This window comes from Streptomyces sp. NPDC030838 (genome assembly GCF_055572035.1).
Window position 1 is genome coordinate 257003 of record NZ_JBVIED010000005.1, and the last position, 15232, is coordinate 272234.

Here is a 15232-nt window from a genome sequence, read left to right on the forward strand (position 1 = left end):
CCCCCTTCCTCGTTCTACGTCCTACGTCGGTCTCCTCGACCCCATATGGGAGCGCTTCCATGCCTGAGCCCGTGAATCCGGTGACCCCGGCGAACCCGGCCACCTCCGAGTCCTTTCCCCCCGCCTTCCTCTGGGGCGCGGCCACCTCCGCGTACCAGATCGAGGGCGCGGTCCGCGAGGGCGGCCGGACCCCGTCGATCTGGGACACCTTCAGCCATACGCCGGGCAAGACGGCCGGCGGCGAGACCGGTGACATCGCTGTCGACCACTACCACCGCTTCCGCGAGGACGTGGCCCTCATGGCGGAGCTGGGCCTGACCGCGTACCGGTTCTCGATCTCCTGGTCCCGGGTGCAGCCCACCGGCCGCGGCCCCGCCGTCCAGGTCGGCCTCGACTTCTACCGCCGCCTGGTCGACGAGCTGCTCGCGCACGGCATCAAGCCCGCCGTCACCCTCTACCACTGGGACCTGCCGCAGGAGCTGGAGGACGCGGGCGGCTGGCCGGAGCGCGACACCGCCTACCGCTTCGCCGAGTACGCGCAGATCGTCGGCGAGGCACTCGGCGACCGGGTGGAGCAGTGGATCACCCTCAACGAGCCCTGGTGCAGCGCCTTCCTCGGCTACGGCTCCGGCGTGCACGCCCCGGGCCGCACCGAGCCGGCGGCGACCCTGCGCGCCGCGCACCACCTCAACCTGGCGCACGGCCTCGGCGCCACGGCGCTGCGCTCGGTGATGCCGGCCCGCAACACGGTCGCGATCTCCCTCAACTCCTCGGTGGTCCGTCCGGTGTCGCAGGACCCGGCGGACCTGGCGGCGGCGCGGAAGATCGACGACCTGGCCAACGGCGTCTTCCACGGTCCGATGCTGCACGGCGCCTACCCGCAGACCCTGTTGGCGGCCACCTCGTCGGTCACCGACTGGTCGTTCGTCCAGGACGGCGACCTGGCGGCCATCAACCAGCCGCTGGACGCGCTGGGCCTCAACTACTACACGCCGACCCTGGTCTCGGCCGCGGACCCGTCGGCGAGCGGGCCGCGGGCCGACGGGCACGGGCAGAGCGAGCACTCGCCGTGGCCGGGTGCGGACGACGTGGCGTTCCATCAGACGCCGGGCGAGCGCACCGAGATGGGCTGGACCATCGACCCGACCGGTCTGCACGAGCTGATCATGCGCTACACCCGGGAGGCGCCGGGCCTGCCGCTGTACATCACGGAGAACGGCGCGGCCTACGACGACAAGCCCGACCCGGACGGCCGCGTCCACGACCCGGAGCGGATCGCCTACCTGCACGGCCACCTCTCGGCCGTCCGCCGGGCGATCACGGACGGCGCCGACGTCCGCGGCTACTACCTGTGGTCCCTGCTGGACAACTTCGAGTGGGCGTACGGCTACGGCAAGCGCTTCGGCGCCGTGTACGTCGACTACGCCACGCTGGAGCGGACGCCGAAGTCGAGCGCCCTGTGGTACGGGCGCGCGGCGCGGTCCGGGGTGCTGCCCGCGGTGGCGGAGGAGACCGCCTGACCCTTGGGGCCCTTGGGAAAGGGGGCGGGGCGCGACACCGTGGGGGGTGTCGCGCCCCGCGTTGTCCGGGGAGGGGTCAGTGGTAGGCGGCGAACGCCTTCGTGAAGGCGTACTTCTCCTGGACGATGGAGCTGCACGTGGCGTCGGCGTGGTTCTGCGCGCCGCCGGGGCACTGCTTGTCGCGGGTGCCGGACCACATCGACAGCCAGCCGAGGCCCTTGGCCTTGGCGAAGTTCACCAGCTGGGTGGCGTCGTCGACCTTGAAGATCTCCGAGGTCACGTCGTTGACGCCGATCATCGGGGTGACGGCGACCGTCTTCCAGGCCGCGCTGTCGGACAGGCCGAGCACGCTCTTGAGCTGGGCCTGGGTGGCGGTGGCGGCCTGCTCGGCGTAGGTGCCCATGTCGCCGCTGTACGCCGGGCCGTAGTCCATGGCCATGATGTTGACGGTGGTGATCTTGACGCCGTTCTGCTTGGCGTCGGCGAGGAGGTTCACGCCGTCCTGGGTGAGGCCCTCGGGCATGACCGGCAGGGTGAAGGAGACGTCCAGGCCGGGGTGTCGCTGCTGGAGCTTGGCGATGGCCTGGGCGCGGCGGGTGTTGGCGGCGGTGTTCGGCAGCGCGCCGCCCTCGACGTCGAAGTCGACCTTGGTGAGCCGGTAGGCGTCGACGACCTTGCCGTATGCCGCGGCCAGTGCGTCCGCCGAGGAGCAGGCGGTGGCCAGTTCGGTGCCGGCCGCGCCGCCGAAGGAGACCCGGACGTCGCCGCCCTTGGCGCGCAGGGCGCCGATCTGCCCGGCCACCGCGTCGCTTGCGAGGTCGGTGACGCCGCCCCACTTCGGGGTGCAGCCGCCGCCGTCGGTGACGAAGGCGAGGTTGTAGTCCTTCACGCCGGTGGCCTCTGCGGCGGCGACCAGGTCGAAGGCGGGGTGGAGGGAGGTGTCGACGTAGGGGGCGAAGCCGGCGGTGGCGGGGGTGCCGGTGCCGGGGCTCTCCGAGGGCTTCGGGGTGGTCGTGGCGGTGGCCGTGGGGGTCGGTGTCGCGGACTGGGTGGGGGTTGCGGTGGGCGTCGCGGTGGGCGTCGGGGACTGGGTGGGGCGGCCGGTCGGCTCGGGGGTCGCGGAGTCGTCCGTGGAGCACTTGGCGTCGTCGATGAGACAGCCGGTGGGGTCACCGCTGCCGTTGACGACGAAGCCCACGGTGACGGACTCGCCGGCGGCCAGGCCGTCCTTGTCCCAGGCGGGCGGGGTGACGGTGACGTGCTGTCCGCTCACGCTCGACTCGCCGTTCCACAGCGAGCTGAGCTTGGTCCCGGCGGGCAGGTCGAACTCCAGCGTCCAGTCGGCCTTGGCCTGACCGGTGTCGTTGGTGACGACGTACTGCCCGGTGTATCCGGTCGACCAGTCGCTGGTCCTCGTGTACGCGGCGCCGACGCCGGCCGCCTGGGCGGTGCCGGTGAACAGGAACGCGCCCCCGCCCGCCACGGCCGCTGCGACGACGCCGCCGATCGCCTTGTTCCTGCCGCTGATCCTGCGCCGGTGCGTGCTCATCGCGTGTCTGCCTCGCTGATCGGGGGTGGGTGCGGCAGCACGCTAGCGATCCGGAATCGGGCAAAACTCCTCATCCAGACCGGCGTTGAGGATCTTAGGACGCCCTTAAGGAAGGGATCGGGACCGGTTAAAGGTCGAGACCATCCCACGCGGACGGCGTCTTCGCACCGCCCCGCGGTGGCCTCTGCGCACCGGCTCCCGGCCGTCCAGCTGGATCCAGATCCGCACCTCCGTGCCGCCGAGCACCGAGGAGCCGATCCGTACGTCCCCGCCGGTGGACTCCGCGAGCCGGCGCACGATGTCCAGGCCGAGGCCGGTCGAGCCGTCGCTGCCGGAGCCGCGCCCGCGCGCCATGGCCGCCTCGGGGTCGGCTATGCCGGGGCCCGCGTCCGAGACCAGGACGATCACCGCGTCGTCGCCGTTGTGCACGTCGACCGCGAAGGCGGTGCCCTCCGGGGTGTGCCGGAAGACATTGCCGAGCAGCGCGTCCAGCGCGGCGGCCAGGTCGGCGCGGGCCACGGGTATCCGCACCGGCCGGTCGACGCCGGCCAGCCGCACCTTGCGGCCCTCGTCCTCGGCGAGCGCCGACCAGAACGCCATCCGCTCGCGCACCACCTCGGCCGCGTCGCATCCGGCGCCCGGACCGGCCGCGGCGGTCTGCGGTTTGGCGTCCCGGGCGGTGCGGATGATGGTGTCGACCTCGCGCTCCAGCTGGGCCACGGCGGCCCGGGTCTGCTCGGCCGCCGGACCGTCGCCGAGCGAGGCGGCGTTGAGCCGCAGCACGGTCAGCGGGGTGCGCAGCCGGTGGGAGAGGTCGGCGGCCAGTTCCCGTTCGTTGGCGAGGAGCTGGACGACCTGGTCGGCCATCGAGTTGAACGCGACGGCGGCCAGCCTCAGTTCGGTCGGTCCCTCCTCCGGCACCCGGGCGCCCAGCTTGCCCTCGCCCAGCTCCCGGGCCCCCTCGACCAGGCGCTGGGCGGGCCGCACCATGCGCACGCCCAGCCGGTCGGCGACCGCGACCGAGCCGACGATCAGCGCAAGGCCGACGCCGGCGAGCACCGCCCAGGCCGTGCCGACGCCCTTGGTGACCGCCGTGTCGGGGATGTACACCTCGACGACGGCGAACTTCCCCGAGCTGAGCGCGACCGGCTGGAGCAGCGCGGATCCGCCGTCCACCTCGGCGGTGGAGGCGCGGCCCAGCTTCCGGGTGGCGGCGATGTCCGCGTCGGCGGCCCGCTGCCGCCCGATCTCGACCGGGCCGCTGCCGTCGGCCGCCGGGATGTGCACGGCCATCCCGGCGTCGGACCCGGCGGAGGCCACGACGCGTTCGAGCTGGGCGCGGTCGGTGGTGATGGACAGCGCGGGGGCGATCTCGGCGGCGTCCCGCTCGGCGTTCGAGAAGGCGCGGTCGCGGGCCATCTCCCTGACGACGAGCCCGAGCGGCACGGCGAAGGCGACCACGACCATCGCGGTGACCGCGAGCGAGACCTTGACCAGGGCCCACCTCATCGCACCGGCTCCGCTCCGGGCGGTTCCATGGCCGGGGGTTCCATGGCCGGGGGTTCCAGCTTCACGCCGACGCCGCGCAGGGTGTGCAGATAGCGCGGGCGGGCCGCCGTCTCGCCCAGCTTGCGGCGCAGCCAGGACAGGTGGACGTCGATGGTCTGGTCGTCGCCGTAGGACTGCTGCCACACCTCCGCCAGCAGCTCCCGGCGCGGCACGACCACGCCGGGCCGGGCGGCCAGGAAGGCGAGCAGGTCGAACTCCCGGCGGGTGAGGTCCAGCCGTACGCCGTCCAGTTCGGCCTGGCGGCGCAGCGGGTCGACGGTGAGCCCGCCCACCCGGAGCACCGGGGAGGCCGGGGCCTCGCCCGCGCCCGCGCGGGAGCGGCGCAGCACCGCGGCGATCCGCGCGGACAGGTGCTCCACGGAGAACGGCTTGGTCAGATAGTCGTCCGCGCCCGCGTTGAGCAGCCGCACGATCTCCGTCTCGTCGTCCCGGGCGGTGGCGATGATCACCGGGACGTTGGTGATGCCGCGCAGCATCTTCAGGGCCTCGGACCCGTCCAGGTCGGGCAGTCCGAGGTCCAGGATGACCACGTCGAAACGGTGATGGGCGACCTCGCGCAGCGCCTCCAGCGCCGTGCCGACGCTGCGTACCGTGTGGGCGGCGTCGGTCAGCTGCCGGATGAGCGCGGAGCGTACGAACTGGTCGTCCTCGACCACGAGCACACTTGCCATGCGCCGCACCGTACGCCATGCGGGCAACACCGGTCCGGGCCCTGTGGACAACCGACTCGTTGTGGAAAACCCCACGTTCCGCGGCCGGCCGTCCCTGACTGGTGGGACAGCTGTGGCGCTTGTGGTGCAGTATGGCCCGCGATGCTCAGAGGAGTCGTACACGTACTGGCCTGGTCGCTCGCCACCGGCGCGGCGACCACGCTGTCGTGGTGGGGAGTGCACTCGGTGATGGCGGGCACGGCGTACGACCCGCCGCGCGCCCTGCCGGTCGTCTCGGCCGGGGCGACCGCGTCGGACCAGCCGCTCGCCACCTCTGCGAGCACCAGCCGCCCGGAGCCGTCGAAGAGCACCGGCTCCTCGGCCACCAGCCCTCCGGAGCCGACGCCGTCCCGGACCCCGACCGCCCGCCCGAGCGCGTCCCCCTCGGCCTCCGCCACCGCTGTCAGTCGCGTGCGCAGCTACACCACCGAGGGCGGCCGGGCCGTCTTCGACCTGGGCGAGCGCTCCGCGACGCTGGTGTCGGCGACCCCGGGGGCGGGCTGGTCGATGCAGGTGTGGAAGACGGAGACGTGGATCCGGGTGGAGTTCAGCTCCGGCGCGGAACGGGTGTCGGTGTTCTGCACCTGGCACGACGGTCCGCCGCGGGTGGACATCGGCACGTACTGAGCCGGCGCTCAGACGGCGACCCGGCGCCTCAGCGGAAGACCGAGGCCGGGGGTGCGGGCGAGGCGACCGCCGCCGCGTCCGTGACCGGGACGGCGCCGCCGGTGAAGTCGGTGAGCGTCCTGCCGTGCTCGACCCGTCCGGGATGCGGGTCGGAGGCGGCCCGGCGGGTCAGCTCGGCGACCGGCAGGGGCAGATCGGAGGCGACGAGGACGGCGTTGCCGAAGCGCTTGCCGCGCAGTACGGCCGGGTCGGCGACCAGCGCCAGCTCGGCGAACCGGGCGGCGGCGGTGGCGATCTGGCCGCGCAGATGGGCGAGGGGCGGGCCGTCGGCGAGGTTGGCGGCGTAGATTCCGCCGGGTTTCAGGGCCCTGCGGACCTCGTCCAGAAACTCCGTCGAGGTGAGGTGGGCGGGGGTGCGGGCGCCGCTGAACACATCGGCGATGACCAGGTCGGCCCAGCCGTCCGGCACCTTGGCGAGCCCTTCGCGGGCGTCCGTCGAACGCACCCGGATCCGCGCGTTCGGCGCCAGCGGCAGCTCCCGGCGGACCAGTTGGACGAGGGGCGCGTCCCGCTCGACGACCTGCTGGGTGGAGCGGGGGCGGGTGGCGGCGACATAACGGGCCAGGGTGAGGGCGCCACCGCCGAGGTGGACGGCGGTCAGCGGTTTGCCGGGCGGGGCCGCGAGGTCGATGACATGACCGAGCCGCCGCTGGTACTCGAAGGACAGATACCCCGGATCGTCCAGGTCGACGTGCGACTGCGGCGCCCCGTCGATCAGCAGCGTCCAGGCCCTGGCCCGGTCGCGGTCGGGCACCAGCTGCGCGAGCCCGCCGTCGACGGCCTCGACGACGGCATCGGCGGCGGCCGACGCCCGCCGGGAGTTCCTGGACTTTCCCATTCGGCCATTATCAGGGCGTACGGCGTGACCGGCGCAGTCGGCCGCCGACGGGAACCGGTCCCGGCGGTCAGCGGCAGCTGTCCGCCGCCTCGATCATCCGGGCCGCCTCTCCCAGGGCCCGGCGCAGCACCGCCGGGTCGGTCGCCGGGTCCGCCTCGCCGGGCGGGAGGAGCCAGCAGGTGCAGTCGGAGCCGGGGGTGCCCGCGGTGCCGTCGGCGCCCGTGGCCGGCGGCTCGGGGACGAGGCTCAGGCCGCGGCCGTTCGTCTCCGTGCAGGTGCTGCCCGGGACGTCCCAGCCGGCCGCGGTGCCGGGCGGGACCAGGAAACCGAGGGTGTCGCCGTCGTCGTCGTGCAGCACGGGGCCGACTCCGTCCCCGTCGCCGCGCCGCAGGATGTCGACCGCCTCCAGCCCCTGCCGGGCCGGAACCGTCACAAGGTCCCACGCGGCCTGCGGCGTGGACGGCGGCCTACACGGATCGATGCTCTGGCTGGTCTCCATCCCGGCCTCCACCACGAACCCTCCTTGCGCCAGCGGTTCGGGAGTCGGGCGGCTCCCGGTCCATCGTGTTCAACGCGGGGCGGCGTCAACGGCTACGGCGGAAGTGCGCCGCAAAGGATGGCAGTTCATGGCAGATCGTGGATGAGATATCCGGTTTGTAGCCAAACACAGCGTGCCGAACCCGTGACAGCAGGTACGTTCTTGCCCGCCGGAAACAGGGCCTGACACCGATAAAGCCAGCAACATGGCAGTTTGGTCAACTCGCCAGGAATCCGGCATGGTTCGACGGTTCGCACGAGAGGACCCGGCCATGACGTCGTCACCGGTGACCTCGTCTCAGCCCAGTCGGCCACCGCGGCCGAACCTCGCCTTCCGGCAGCTGCGGGGCCGGCGTTCGCCCGCCGAGTTCGCGGCGGCGGTACGCCGGGCCGCCCGGGAGATCGGCGAGCGGGTCAGCTGTGACGCGCGCTACATCGGCCGGGTGGAGGCGGGCGAGATCCGCTGCCCCAACTACGCGTACGAGCGGGTGTTCCTGCACATGTTCCCCGGCCGCACGCTCACCGACCTGGGGTTCGCGCCCCGCTCGTCCGTGCGCGGACGCGGGGCGCGCGCCGCCGCGGACACGCCCCCCGTGCACGACCCGAGCCCGGCGCACACCACCGGTGAGACGCGCGCGGGGTTTGAACCGGAGGACCCGCAGTACCCGTATGACCCGCAGAACCCGTACGACCCGCACATCAACTACGAGGAGAGCGACGTGCTGCGTCGCGCATTCATGACCGGCGGAGGCGCCACCGTGGCCGCCGCCTCGCTGGGCCCCTTCGGGCTCGCCCTCGACACGACGGCCGCGGAGCGCCCCGTCCGCCGCGTCGGCGCGAGCGAGGCAAGCGCCCTGGAAGACGCCGTCCGCCGGATCCGGCTGCTGGACGACCGCCACGGCGCGGACGGCCTCTACCGGCGCGCGGCTGCCCCGCTGCGCGCCGCGTACGCGCTGCTGGACGCCGGCGCGACCCGGCAGGCGACCGCCGACCGGCTGCACTCCGGCGCCGGTGAACTGGCCATCTCCGTGGGCTGGCTGGCGCATGACTCCGGCCGGTTCGACGACGCGCGCTCGCACTACGCGGAGGCCCTGGCGACCGCGCGGATGACCGGGGACGACGCGCTGGAGGCCCACGCCTTCTGCAACACGGCCTTCCTCGCGCGCGACGCCGGGCGGCCCCGGGAGGCGGTGCGCGCCGCGCAGGCCGCGCAGCGCATCGCGCGCCCCCTCGGCTCGCCCCGGCTGATGTCGCTGCTCGCGCTGCGCGAGGCGGGCGGCTGGGCGGGACTGGCGGACCGCGCGGGCTGCGAACAGGCCCTCACGCGCGCGCAGGCCCTCTTCGAGCGCGGCCCCTCGGACGCCGACCCCGAGTGGATGAGCTTCTACGGAGAGGCCGAGCTGGAGGGTCTGGAGGCGCAGTGCTGGTCGACGCTGGGCGACTGGCAGCGGGCCGCGCGGCACGCGGGGCGGGCGGCGGAGCTCCAGGATCCGCACTTCACCCGGAACATCGCGCTGTACACCGCCGAGCTGGCGGACGATCTCGCGCGCGGGGGGCGGCCGGACGAGGCGGCGGTCGCGGGGATGCGGGTGCTGGATCTGCTGGATCAGGTGCAGTCGTCGCGCGTGCAGGCGATGTTGGCGGGGACCGCGCGGGTGTTGCTGCCGCATCGGGGGGCGGCTGGGGTGTCGGCGTTCTTGGAGCGGCACGCGGGGGCGGCGCGTACGGTGTGAGCGGGCCGTTCGCTTGAGCGGTGCCCGGAGTGGGGCTGGGCAGGGGGTGCGCAGCCCGGCGTCGGCGGGGTGCCGCCCGCGCCCACCCGTGGCGGCACGACTGCCCGAGGCTACGGCAGACAGGCCCCGCGACTTGGCTACCCCGCCAAGTGCCCCACGTCGTTCCAGCTCTCGATCGCCGGTTCGCCGTAGGCCCAGCCGAGGACCGACAGGGACGTCGGGTTCAGGCGGATGCGGGACGCGAAGTCGATGGGGAGGCCGAGCCAGCGGGCGCCTATGGAGCGCAGGATGTGGCCGTGGGCGAAGACCAGGACGTCGCGGTCGGCCTCGCGGGCCCAGGCGACGACCTCGTCCGCGCGGGCGGTCACCTCCGCCAGGGTCTCGCCCTCGGGCACACCGTCGCGCCAGATGAGCCAGCCGGGACGTATGGCATGGATCTCGGCCGGGGTCATGCCCTCGTACGCGCCGTAGTGGAACTCCATCAGCGCGTCCCAGGTCTGCGCGCGGTCCCCGAACCCGGCGAGTTCACAGGTCTCGCGCGCGCGGAAGAGCGGGCTGGTGCGCACCTCGATGCCGGGCAGGCCGTCGAACGGCGTCCGGTGCAGCCGCTCGCCCAGCAGCTTGGCGCCGCGCCGCCCCTCGTCGAGCAGCGGCACATCGGTCCTGCCGGTGTGCTTGCCGGACAGCGACCACTCGGTCTGTCCGTGCCGGGCCAGCAGGATGCGCGGTGCCATGGATGACCTTTCCGGGAGAAACCAGAGGCGGAACCCCACCATCATCGCGCACGCTGTGGTGGGGCAACCTGGGGGGCGATCTTTGCGTCTTTGAGGGCCGGGGCGCCCAGGCAGGCGTGGCCGTGGAACGTGAACGAAGGGGGAGGGCGATCGGATGCCGCAGACCGATTCACCAGGCACCGAGGTTGTCCCGCGGACCCGGCTGCGCTGGTGGACGGAGCTGCCGCTGATCCTCCTGGTGTACGTCTGCTATTCGGCGGGCCGGCTGCTCGCCCGGGGCGACGTCTCCACCGCCGTCGAGCACGGACTGGCCATCCTGCGCATCGAGAAGGCCCTCCATCTCAACGCCGAGCACCCGCTGAACCGTCTCTTCACGCGGGAGGCCTGGATCGGCATACCGGCCGATTTCTGGTACGCGTCGCTGCACTATCTGGTCACCCCGGCGCTCCTGGTCTGGATCTTCCGCTCCCGCACCGTGCACTACCGCGCGGCCCGCACCTGGCTGATGACCTCGACGTTCATCGGCCTGATCGGCTTCACCCTGCTGCCCACCTGCCCGCCCCGCCTGCTGTCGGCCGGGTACGGATTCGTGGACACCATGGCGCAGTACAGCGCGTACGGCTGGTGGGGCGGGGAGGCCAGCGCACCGCGCGGCCTCGGTGGCATGACCAACCAGTACGCGGCGATGCCCAGCCTGCACGTCGGCTGGTCGCTGTGGTGCGGAGTGATGCTGTGGCGGTACGGCGGGACGCGGCTTGCCAAGGCCGTCGCCGTGGCGTACCCGCTGGTGACGACGGTCGTGGTGATGGGCACCGCGAACCACTACTTCCTCGACGCGGTCGCGGGCGCCGCGGTGATGGGGGCCGGACTGCTGCTGGCCCCGGTCGTGATGCGCTGCGCGGACCGGGTCAGGGCCCGTCTGACGGACCGTGCGGGGGTCGGAGCGGCACCCGCCACAGGGGCCGCCGGGGCCGCGCAGGCCTCGATTGTCAGTGACGGATGCCAGACTTCGGCGGGTGAGCGAATTCCACGGCAGCGCGAGTCACGGTTCGGACCGGGAGCCGAGCCGAGTGCCGCACCCTCGGAGGCAGGGGACGGGGCTCCGGCACCGGCTCGCTGAGCTGCGCGGTCCCGACGTACCGGCCAAGGCGCTCGACGCGCGTGCCCTCGCGGCGCTCGCCGCGAACCCGGGCTGCGCGCGGCGCGCGGTCCTCGACGGCGCCGGGGTGGACAAGACGAGACTGGCGGACGCGCTGGGCTCGCCGTCCGCCTTCGGCCAGTCGCAGTTCGCCCTGACCCGGGGCAACGCGTTCGAGGCACGGGTGAAGGCGGACGGCGGCGCGGAGCTGCTGCGGCTGGCGCACCGGAAGCTGGACCCGGGCGCCGAGCCGCCCGAGCGGGCGCGGGTGCCCGAGCTGTCCGCGATCGGCCCGGAGGGGCGGGCGGCGCGTACGGCGCTGGCGCTGCGGGAGGCCGTCGAGGCCGGCGGCTGGACGCTGCTCGACCATCCGCTGCTCGCCCTCGACGTCGCCGGGTCCCCGGCGTTCCTGGAGCCGGACGCGGTGGTCGTGCACCCCGACGGCAGCTGGACGGTCGTGGAGATCAAGTCCTTCCCGATGCTGGACGGCTCCGCGGACCCGGCGAAGGTGGGCGCGGCGGCCCGCCAGGCGGCGGTGTACGTGCTGGCGCTGGAGGAGGTCGCGGCCCGTCTGGATCCGGCCCCGCGCGTGCGGCACCGGATCCTGCTGGTCTGCCCGAAGGACTTCTCCAACCTGCCCGCCGCGTCCGCGGTGGACGTGCGCAAGCAGCGCGCGGTGACCCGCCGCCAACTGGCCCGGCTCACCCGGATCGAGGAGATCGTCGACACGCTCCCCGAGGGCACCTGCTTCTCCCCAGAGCTGCCGGCCGCCGAGCTGACCGCCGCCGTCGAGTCGGTCCCGGCGACCTACGCGCCCGAGTGCCTGTCCGCCTGCGAGCTGGCCTTCCACTGCCGCGACCGGGCCCGCGCGGCCGACGCGGTGACCTCCCTCGGCCGCGCGGTCCGCGCCGAGCTGGGCGGGCTGACCACCGTCGGCGCCGTCCTGTCGGCGGCCCGCGGCGAGAGCGGCGACCCGGACGACCCGGCGGTGGCCGCCCTGCGCCGGGCAGCACGACTGCGCGCGGAGGCCCTGGCCACGGCGTCCTCCGGACCGAGCGCCACCGCACCGGAGGTGGCCGCATGTCGCTGATCGCCACCCTCGCCCGCCTCGAGGCCGTCGACACCGGCCGCGCCCAGCCCGCCGCCACCGTCCGGCACCGGCATCTGTCCGACCGGCCGCTGGTCTTCGTGCCGCTCACCACCGCCGGTGAGGCGGGCGCGCCGCTCGGCGCGCTGGTCGGCACCGACCGGGACGCACCCCGCCTGCTGGTCGTCCCGCAACCACGCGACCGCGACCTGCGGTTCGCTTTCCTGGCCGAGCTGGCGGACATCGTGCTGCCGTACATCGACGCGTACGCGGACGCCGTGGAGGCCGCCGAGCGCACCGAGACCGACCCGGAGACCGGCAAGCGGGTCAAGGTCGAGGTCGACCTGTGCGCGGACGCCCCGCAGCTGATCGTGCCGAGCCGCGCGGGCGTCGACTTCGTACGGCTGCTGGGCCGCTCCATGCGCTTCAGGCGTACGGCGGAGCAGGACCCGGAGACACCGCACCCGGCCCCGCCGCGGGTGCCGTTGCTGGGCCGCTGGCTGACGCACTACGCGGAGCGGTCCCGGGTGCCGGGCTCCTCGCTGCTGCTGGCCGTGACCGAGGTGCTGTCCCGGCACTGGGCGACCGGCCAGTCCGGGCTGGAGGACCAGCACCTGGGCGCGCTGCTCGCCTGGATCGACCCGCCGGAGGGCGGCTCGGGCGCCGAGGCGGCGCTGCGCGCCGAGCTGGCCCGGGACGAACGGGGCCAGCTGCTGTGCCCGCCGGCCGGTCCGGCCACCGACCCGGCGTTCGACAACAAGCTGCTCGCCCCGGCGATCGAACGCTACGACCGCGCGCGCGGCGCCCTCGCCGCCGCCGAGGACGGCCTGGAGGCCGACGACCGGCTCGGTGCCGTCACCGCCGCCGAGCGGGAGATCCGCGCACTGGTGGAGAGCGTGACGCGCCCCACGTGGGACGCGGTGTGGCGGGGCCTGGACCTGCTGCGGGCGCTGCCCGAGGGCGGGCGGGTCGAGGAGCGCTGGACGCGCGACCGCTGGTCGTTCACCGGCCACCGCGACCGCGTGCTGTCCGGCGAGCCGCCGCAGCCGCGCCACGACGACGCGGTGACCGCGGCGAACAAGCTGGCCACCCGCGAGCGCGAGCAGGCCCGCCTGGAGGCGCAGGAGGCCCTCGACGATCCGCTGGTGATGGCGGGCCGGCGACTGGCCGGGGAGGCGTTCGCGGGCGAGGTCGTCGACGTCGAGATGGCGTACAGCGAGGGCAAGCGCCCCAGCCCGCGCCCGCTGGTCACGGTCCGCACGGACGACCGGCCGCACTTCGGGGAGCGCGCGAAGGTGTACCGCTCGCTGGGCGGAAAGCCGCAGTCCGCCGAGTTCGTGGCGAGCGAGGAGGACGGCGCGCTGATCACCGTTCGAATCCTCGACAAGATGGGCCGCGGTAAGGAGCCCGAGCCGGGTTCGGTGCCCGAGAAGGGCGACCGGCTGTGCTGGACGCTGTTCGAGCACGAGCAGCGGGGCGGCGCCAAGCTGCCCGACCCCGAGGACACCCCGTGGACACACGGCGGACCGCCCGGCGAGGAGGCCGCCCCCGAACCCGCCGACCCCGTGACCGAGGAGGACGCGCTGTGACCGCCGAGGCCGTCACCGACCCCGGCGCCCCGTTCGACCCGGGCGCCCCGCTCGACTCCGGCGCCCCGTTCGACCCGGGCACCGCCGCCGCGCGGGCCACCGACGCGATCCTCCACGACACCCTGCACGGCCCGGACCGTGGCGTCGTCGTCGACTCCCCGCCCGGCGCGGGAAAGTCCACCCTCGTCGTCCGCGCGGCTCTCGAACTGGCCGACGCGGGACGCCCGCTGATGGTGGTCGCGCAGACCAACGCCCAGGTCGACGACCTGGTCCTGCGGCTCGCGGAGAAGAACCCCGAGCTGCCGGTGGGCCGGCTGCACAGCAGCGACGCCGACGCGTACGACAAGGCGCTGGACGAGCTGCCCCACGTCCGTACGTCGGCGAAGGCGGCCGATCTGACCGGCCTGCCCGTCGTGTTGTCGACCGCCGCCAAGTGGGCCCACGTCAAGGTCGACGAGCCCTGGCGGCACGCGATCGTCGACGAGGCGTACCAGATGCGCTCGGACGCGCTGCTCGCCGTCGCCGGGCTGTTCGAACGGGCGCTGTTCGTGGGCGACCCGGGGCAGCTCGACCCGTTCGCGATCGTCGGCAGCGAGCAGTGGGCGGGGCTGTCGTACGACCCGTCGGCCTCCGCGGTCACCACGCTGCTCGCGCACAACCCGGGCCTGCCGCAGCACCGGCTGCCGGTCTCCTGGCGGCTGCCCGCCTCGGCCGCGCCGCTGGTCTCGGACGCCTTCTACCCGTACACCCCGTTCCGCAGCGGCACCGGCCACGGCGACCGGAAGCTGGCCTTCGCGGTGCCGTCGGACGGCTCCGGGCCGGACCGGGTGATCGACGAGGCCGCCGAGTCCGGCTGGGGCCTGCTGGAGCTGCCCGCGCGGCACACCCCGCGCACCGACCCGGAGGCGGTGCGGGCGGTGGCCACGGTCGTCCGCCGGGTGCTGGACCGGGGCGGCGCCGCCACCTCGGAGCGGTCCCCCGACCCGACGCCGCTGACCGCCGACCGGATCGCCGTCGGCACGGCCCACCGGGACCAGGCGGCGGCCGTCCGCGCGGCCCTCGCCGAGCTGGGTGTGCGCGACGTCACCGTCGACACGGCGAACCGCCTCCAGGGGCGGGAGTACGACGTCACGGTCGTCCTGCACCCGCTCTCCGGCCGCCCCGACGCCACCGCCTTCCACCTGGAGACGGGCCGCCTCTGCGTGCTCGCCTCCCGGCACCGGCATGCCTGCATCGTGGTCTGCCGCGCGGGCGTCGGCGAGCTGCTGGACGACTATCCGTCGACGGAACCGGTGCAGCTGGGAACGCTGGTGAAGTTCCCGGACGGGTGGGAAGCGAACCACGCGGTCCTCGCCCACCTGACGGAGCACCGGGTGAGCTGGCGGCCCTAGGCCGTGTCCGCAAAGTCCCGCCTGCCCCGACGGGACTTTGCGGACACGACCTAGAACCCGCGGCGCCTGCGCGGTCGTAGGACCACCGCAGTCGCAGGCCCCGCGGCCCCCCTACCTCCGCCGCCGCACCCCCCTACCTCCGCCCACCAG

At 74.2% G+C, this 15232-nt stretch carries 13 protein-coding genes; 7 read left to right on the forward strand and 6 right to left on the reverse strand.

The annotated features are described in order from the left end of the window. Nucleotides 1-59 precede the first annotated feature (59 nt). The gene (locus ACZ42A_RS16605; RefSeq protein ID WP_468527913.1) at nucleotides 60-1520 is read left to right on the forward strand and encodes a GH1 family beta-glucosidase; all 1461 of its coding nucleotides are present in this window, start codon (nucleotides 60-62) and stop codon (nucleotides 1518-1520) included. A 76-nt stretch (nucleotides 1521-1596) separates the two neighbouring features. On the opposite strand, the gene ACZ42A_RS16610 is transcribed toward ACZ42A_RS16605, so the two are convergent. The 3 genes from ACZ42A_RS16610 to ACZ42A_RS16620 all read right to left on the reverse strand — a co-directional run bounded on the left by ACZ42A_RS16610 (nucleotide 1597) and on the right by ACZ42A_RS16620 (nucleotide 5309). Next, nucleotides 1597-3069, reverse strand: a complete 1473-nt coding sequence (locus ACZ42A_RS16610; RefSeq protein ID WP_468527914.1) for a glycoside hydrolase family 18 protein — start codon at nucleotides 3067-3069, stop codon at nucleotides 1597-1599. Nucleotides 3070-3174: 105 nt separating this feature from the next. Then, complete coding sequence (locus tag ACZ42A_RS16615; RefSeq protein WP_468527915.1) at nucleotides 3175-4578, reverse strand: sensor histidine kinase; 1404 nt, start codon at nucleotides 4576-4578, stop codon at nucleotides 3175-3177. Then, nucleotides 4575-5309: a response regulator transcription factor gene (locus ACZ42A_RS16620; protein WP_468527916.1), complete on the reverse strand. Its 735-nt coding sequence runs from the start codon at nucleotides 5307-5309 to the stop codon at nucleotides 4575-4577. The genes ACZ42A_RS16615 and ACZ42A_RS16620 overlap by 4 nt, the downstream gene beginning before the upstream one ends. Before the next feature lie 141 nt (nucleotides 5310-5450). Between ACZ42A_RS16620 and ACZ42A_RS16625 the strand changes: the two genes are divergently transcribed. Continuing rightward, complete coding sequence (locus ACZ42A_RS16625; protein WP_468527917.1) at nucleotides 5451-5975, forward strand: hypothetical protein; 525 nt, start codon at nucleotides 5451-5453, stop codon at nucleotides 5973-5975. 28 nt (nucleotides 5976-6003) lie between these two features. On the opposite strand, the gene ACZ42A_RS16630 is transcribed toward ACZ42A_RS16625, so the two are convergent. After that, entirely contained in the window at nucleotides 6004-6873 is an 870-nt protein-coding gene (locus ACZ42A_RS16630) for a spermidine synthase (RefSeq protein ID WP_468527918.1), read from the reverse strand. A gap of 67 nt (nucleotides 6874-6940) precedes the next feature. Beyond that, complete coding sequence (locus ACZ42A_RS16635) at nucleotides 6941-7372, reverse strand: hypothetical protein (RefSeq protein ID WP_468528098.1); 432 nt, start codon at nucleotides 7370-7372, stop codon at nucleotides 6941-6943. Between the two features lie 310 nt (nucleotides 7373-7682). Here ACZ42A_RS16635 and ACZ42A_RS16640 point away from each other — a divergent pair, with 310 nt between their 5' ends. After that, a complete protein-coding gene (locus tag ACZ42A_RS16640; RefSeq protein ID WP_468527919.1) occupies nucleotides 7683-9143 on the forward strand; it encodes a tetratricopeptide repeat protein in 1461 nt (486 codons plus the stop codon). Nucleotides 9144-9280: 137 nt separating this feature from the next. On the opposite strand, the gene ACZ42A_RS16645 is transcribed toward ACZ42A_RS16640, so the two are convergent. Beyond that, nucleotides 9281-9877 (reverse strand): histidine phosphatase family protein, encoded by a 597-nt coding sequence (locus tag ACZ42A_RS16645; protein ID WP_468527920.1) that lies wholly within the window; start codon nucleotides 9875-9877, stop codon nucleotides 9281-9283. A gap of 154 nt (nucleotides 9878-10031) precedes the next feature. Here ACZ42A_RS16645 and ACZ42A_RS16650 point away from each other — a divergent pair, with 154 nt between their 5' ends. The 4 genes from ACZ42A_RS16650 to ACZ42A_RS16665 all read left to right on the forward strand — a co-directional run bounded on the left by ACZ42A_RS16650 (nucleotide 10032) and on the right by ACZ42A_RS16665 (nucleotide 15082). Then, the gene (locus tag ACZ42A_RS16650; protein WP_468527921.1) at nucleotides 10032-10997 is read left to right on the forward strand and encodes a phosphatase PAP2 family protein; all 966 of its coding nucleotides are present in this window, start codon (nucleotides 10032-10034) and stop codon (nucleotides 10995-10997) included. Continuing rightward, nucleotides 10948-12105 (forward strand): hypothetical protein, encoded by a 1158-nt coding sequence (locus tag ACZ42A_RS16655; RefSeq protein ID WP_468527922.1) that lies wholly within the window; start codon nucleotides 10948-10950, stop codon nucleotides 12103-12105. Before ACZ42A_RS16650 ends, ACZ42A_RS16655 begins: the two co-directional genes overlap by 50 nt. Continuing rightward, nucleotides 12096-13691, forward strand: coding sequence for a hypothetical protein (locus ACZ42A_RS16660; protein WP_468527923.1), 1596 nt, complete (start codon nucleotides 12096-12098; stop codon nucleotides 13689-13691). Before ACZ42A_RS16655 ends, ACZ42A_RS16660 begins: the two co-directional genes overlap by 10 nt. 107 nt (nucleotides 13692-13798) lie before the next feature. Further along, on the forward strand, nucleotides 13799-15082 hold the full coding sequence (locus ACZ42A_RS16665; protein ID WP_468528099.1) for an AAA domain-containing protein: 1284 nt from the start codon (nucleotides 13799-13801) through the stop codon (nucleotides 15080-15082). Nucleotides 15083-15232: the final 150 nt, after the last annotated feature.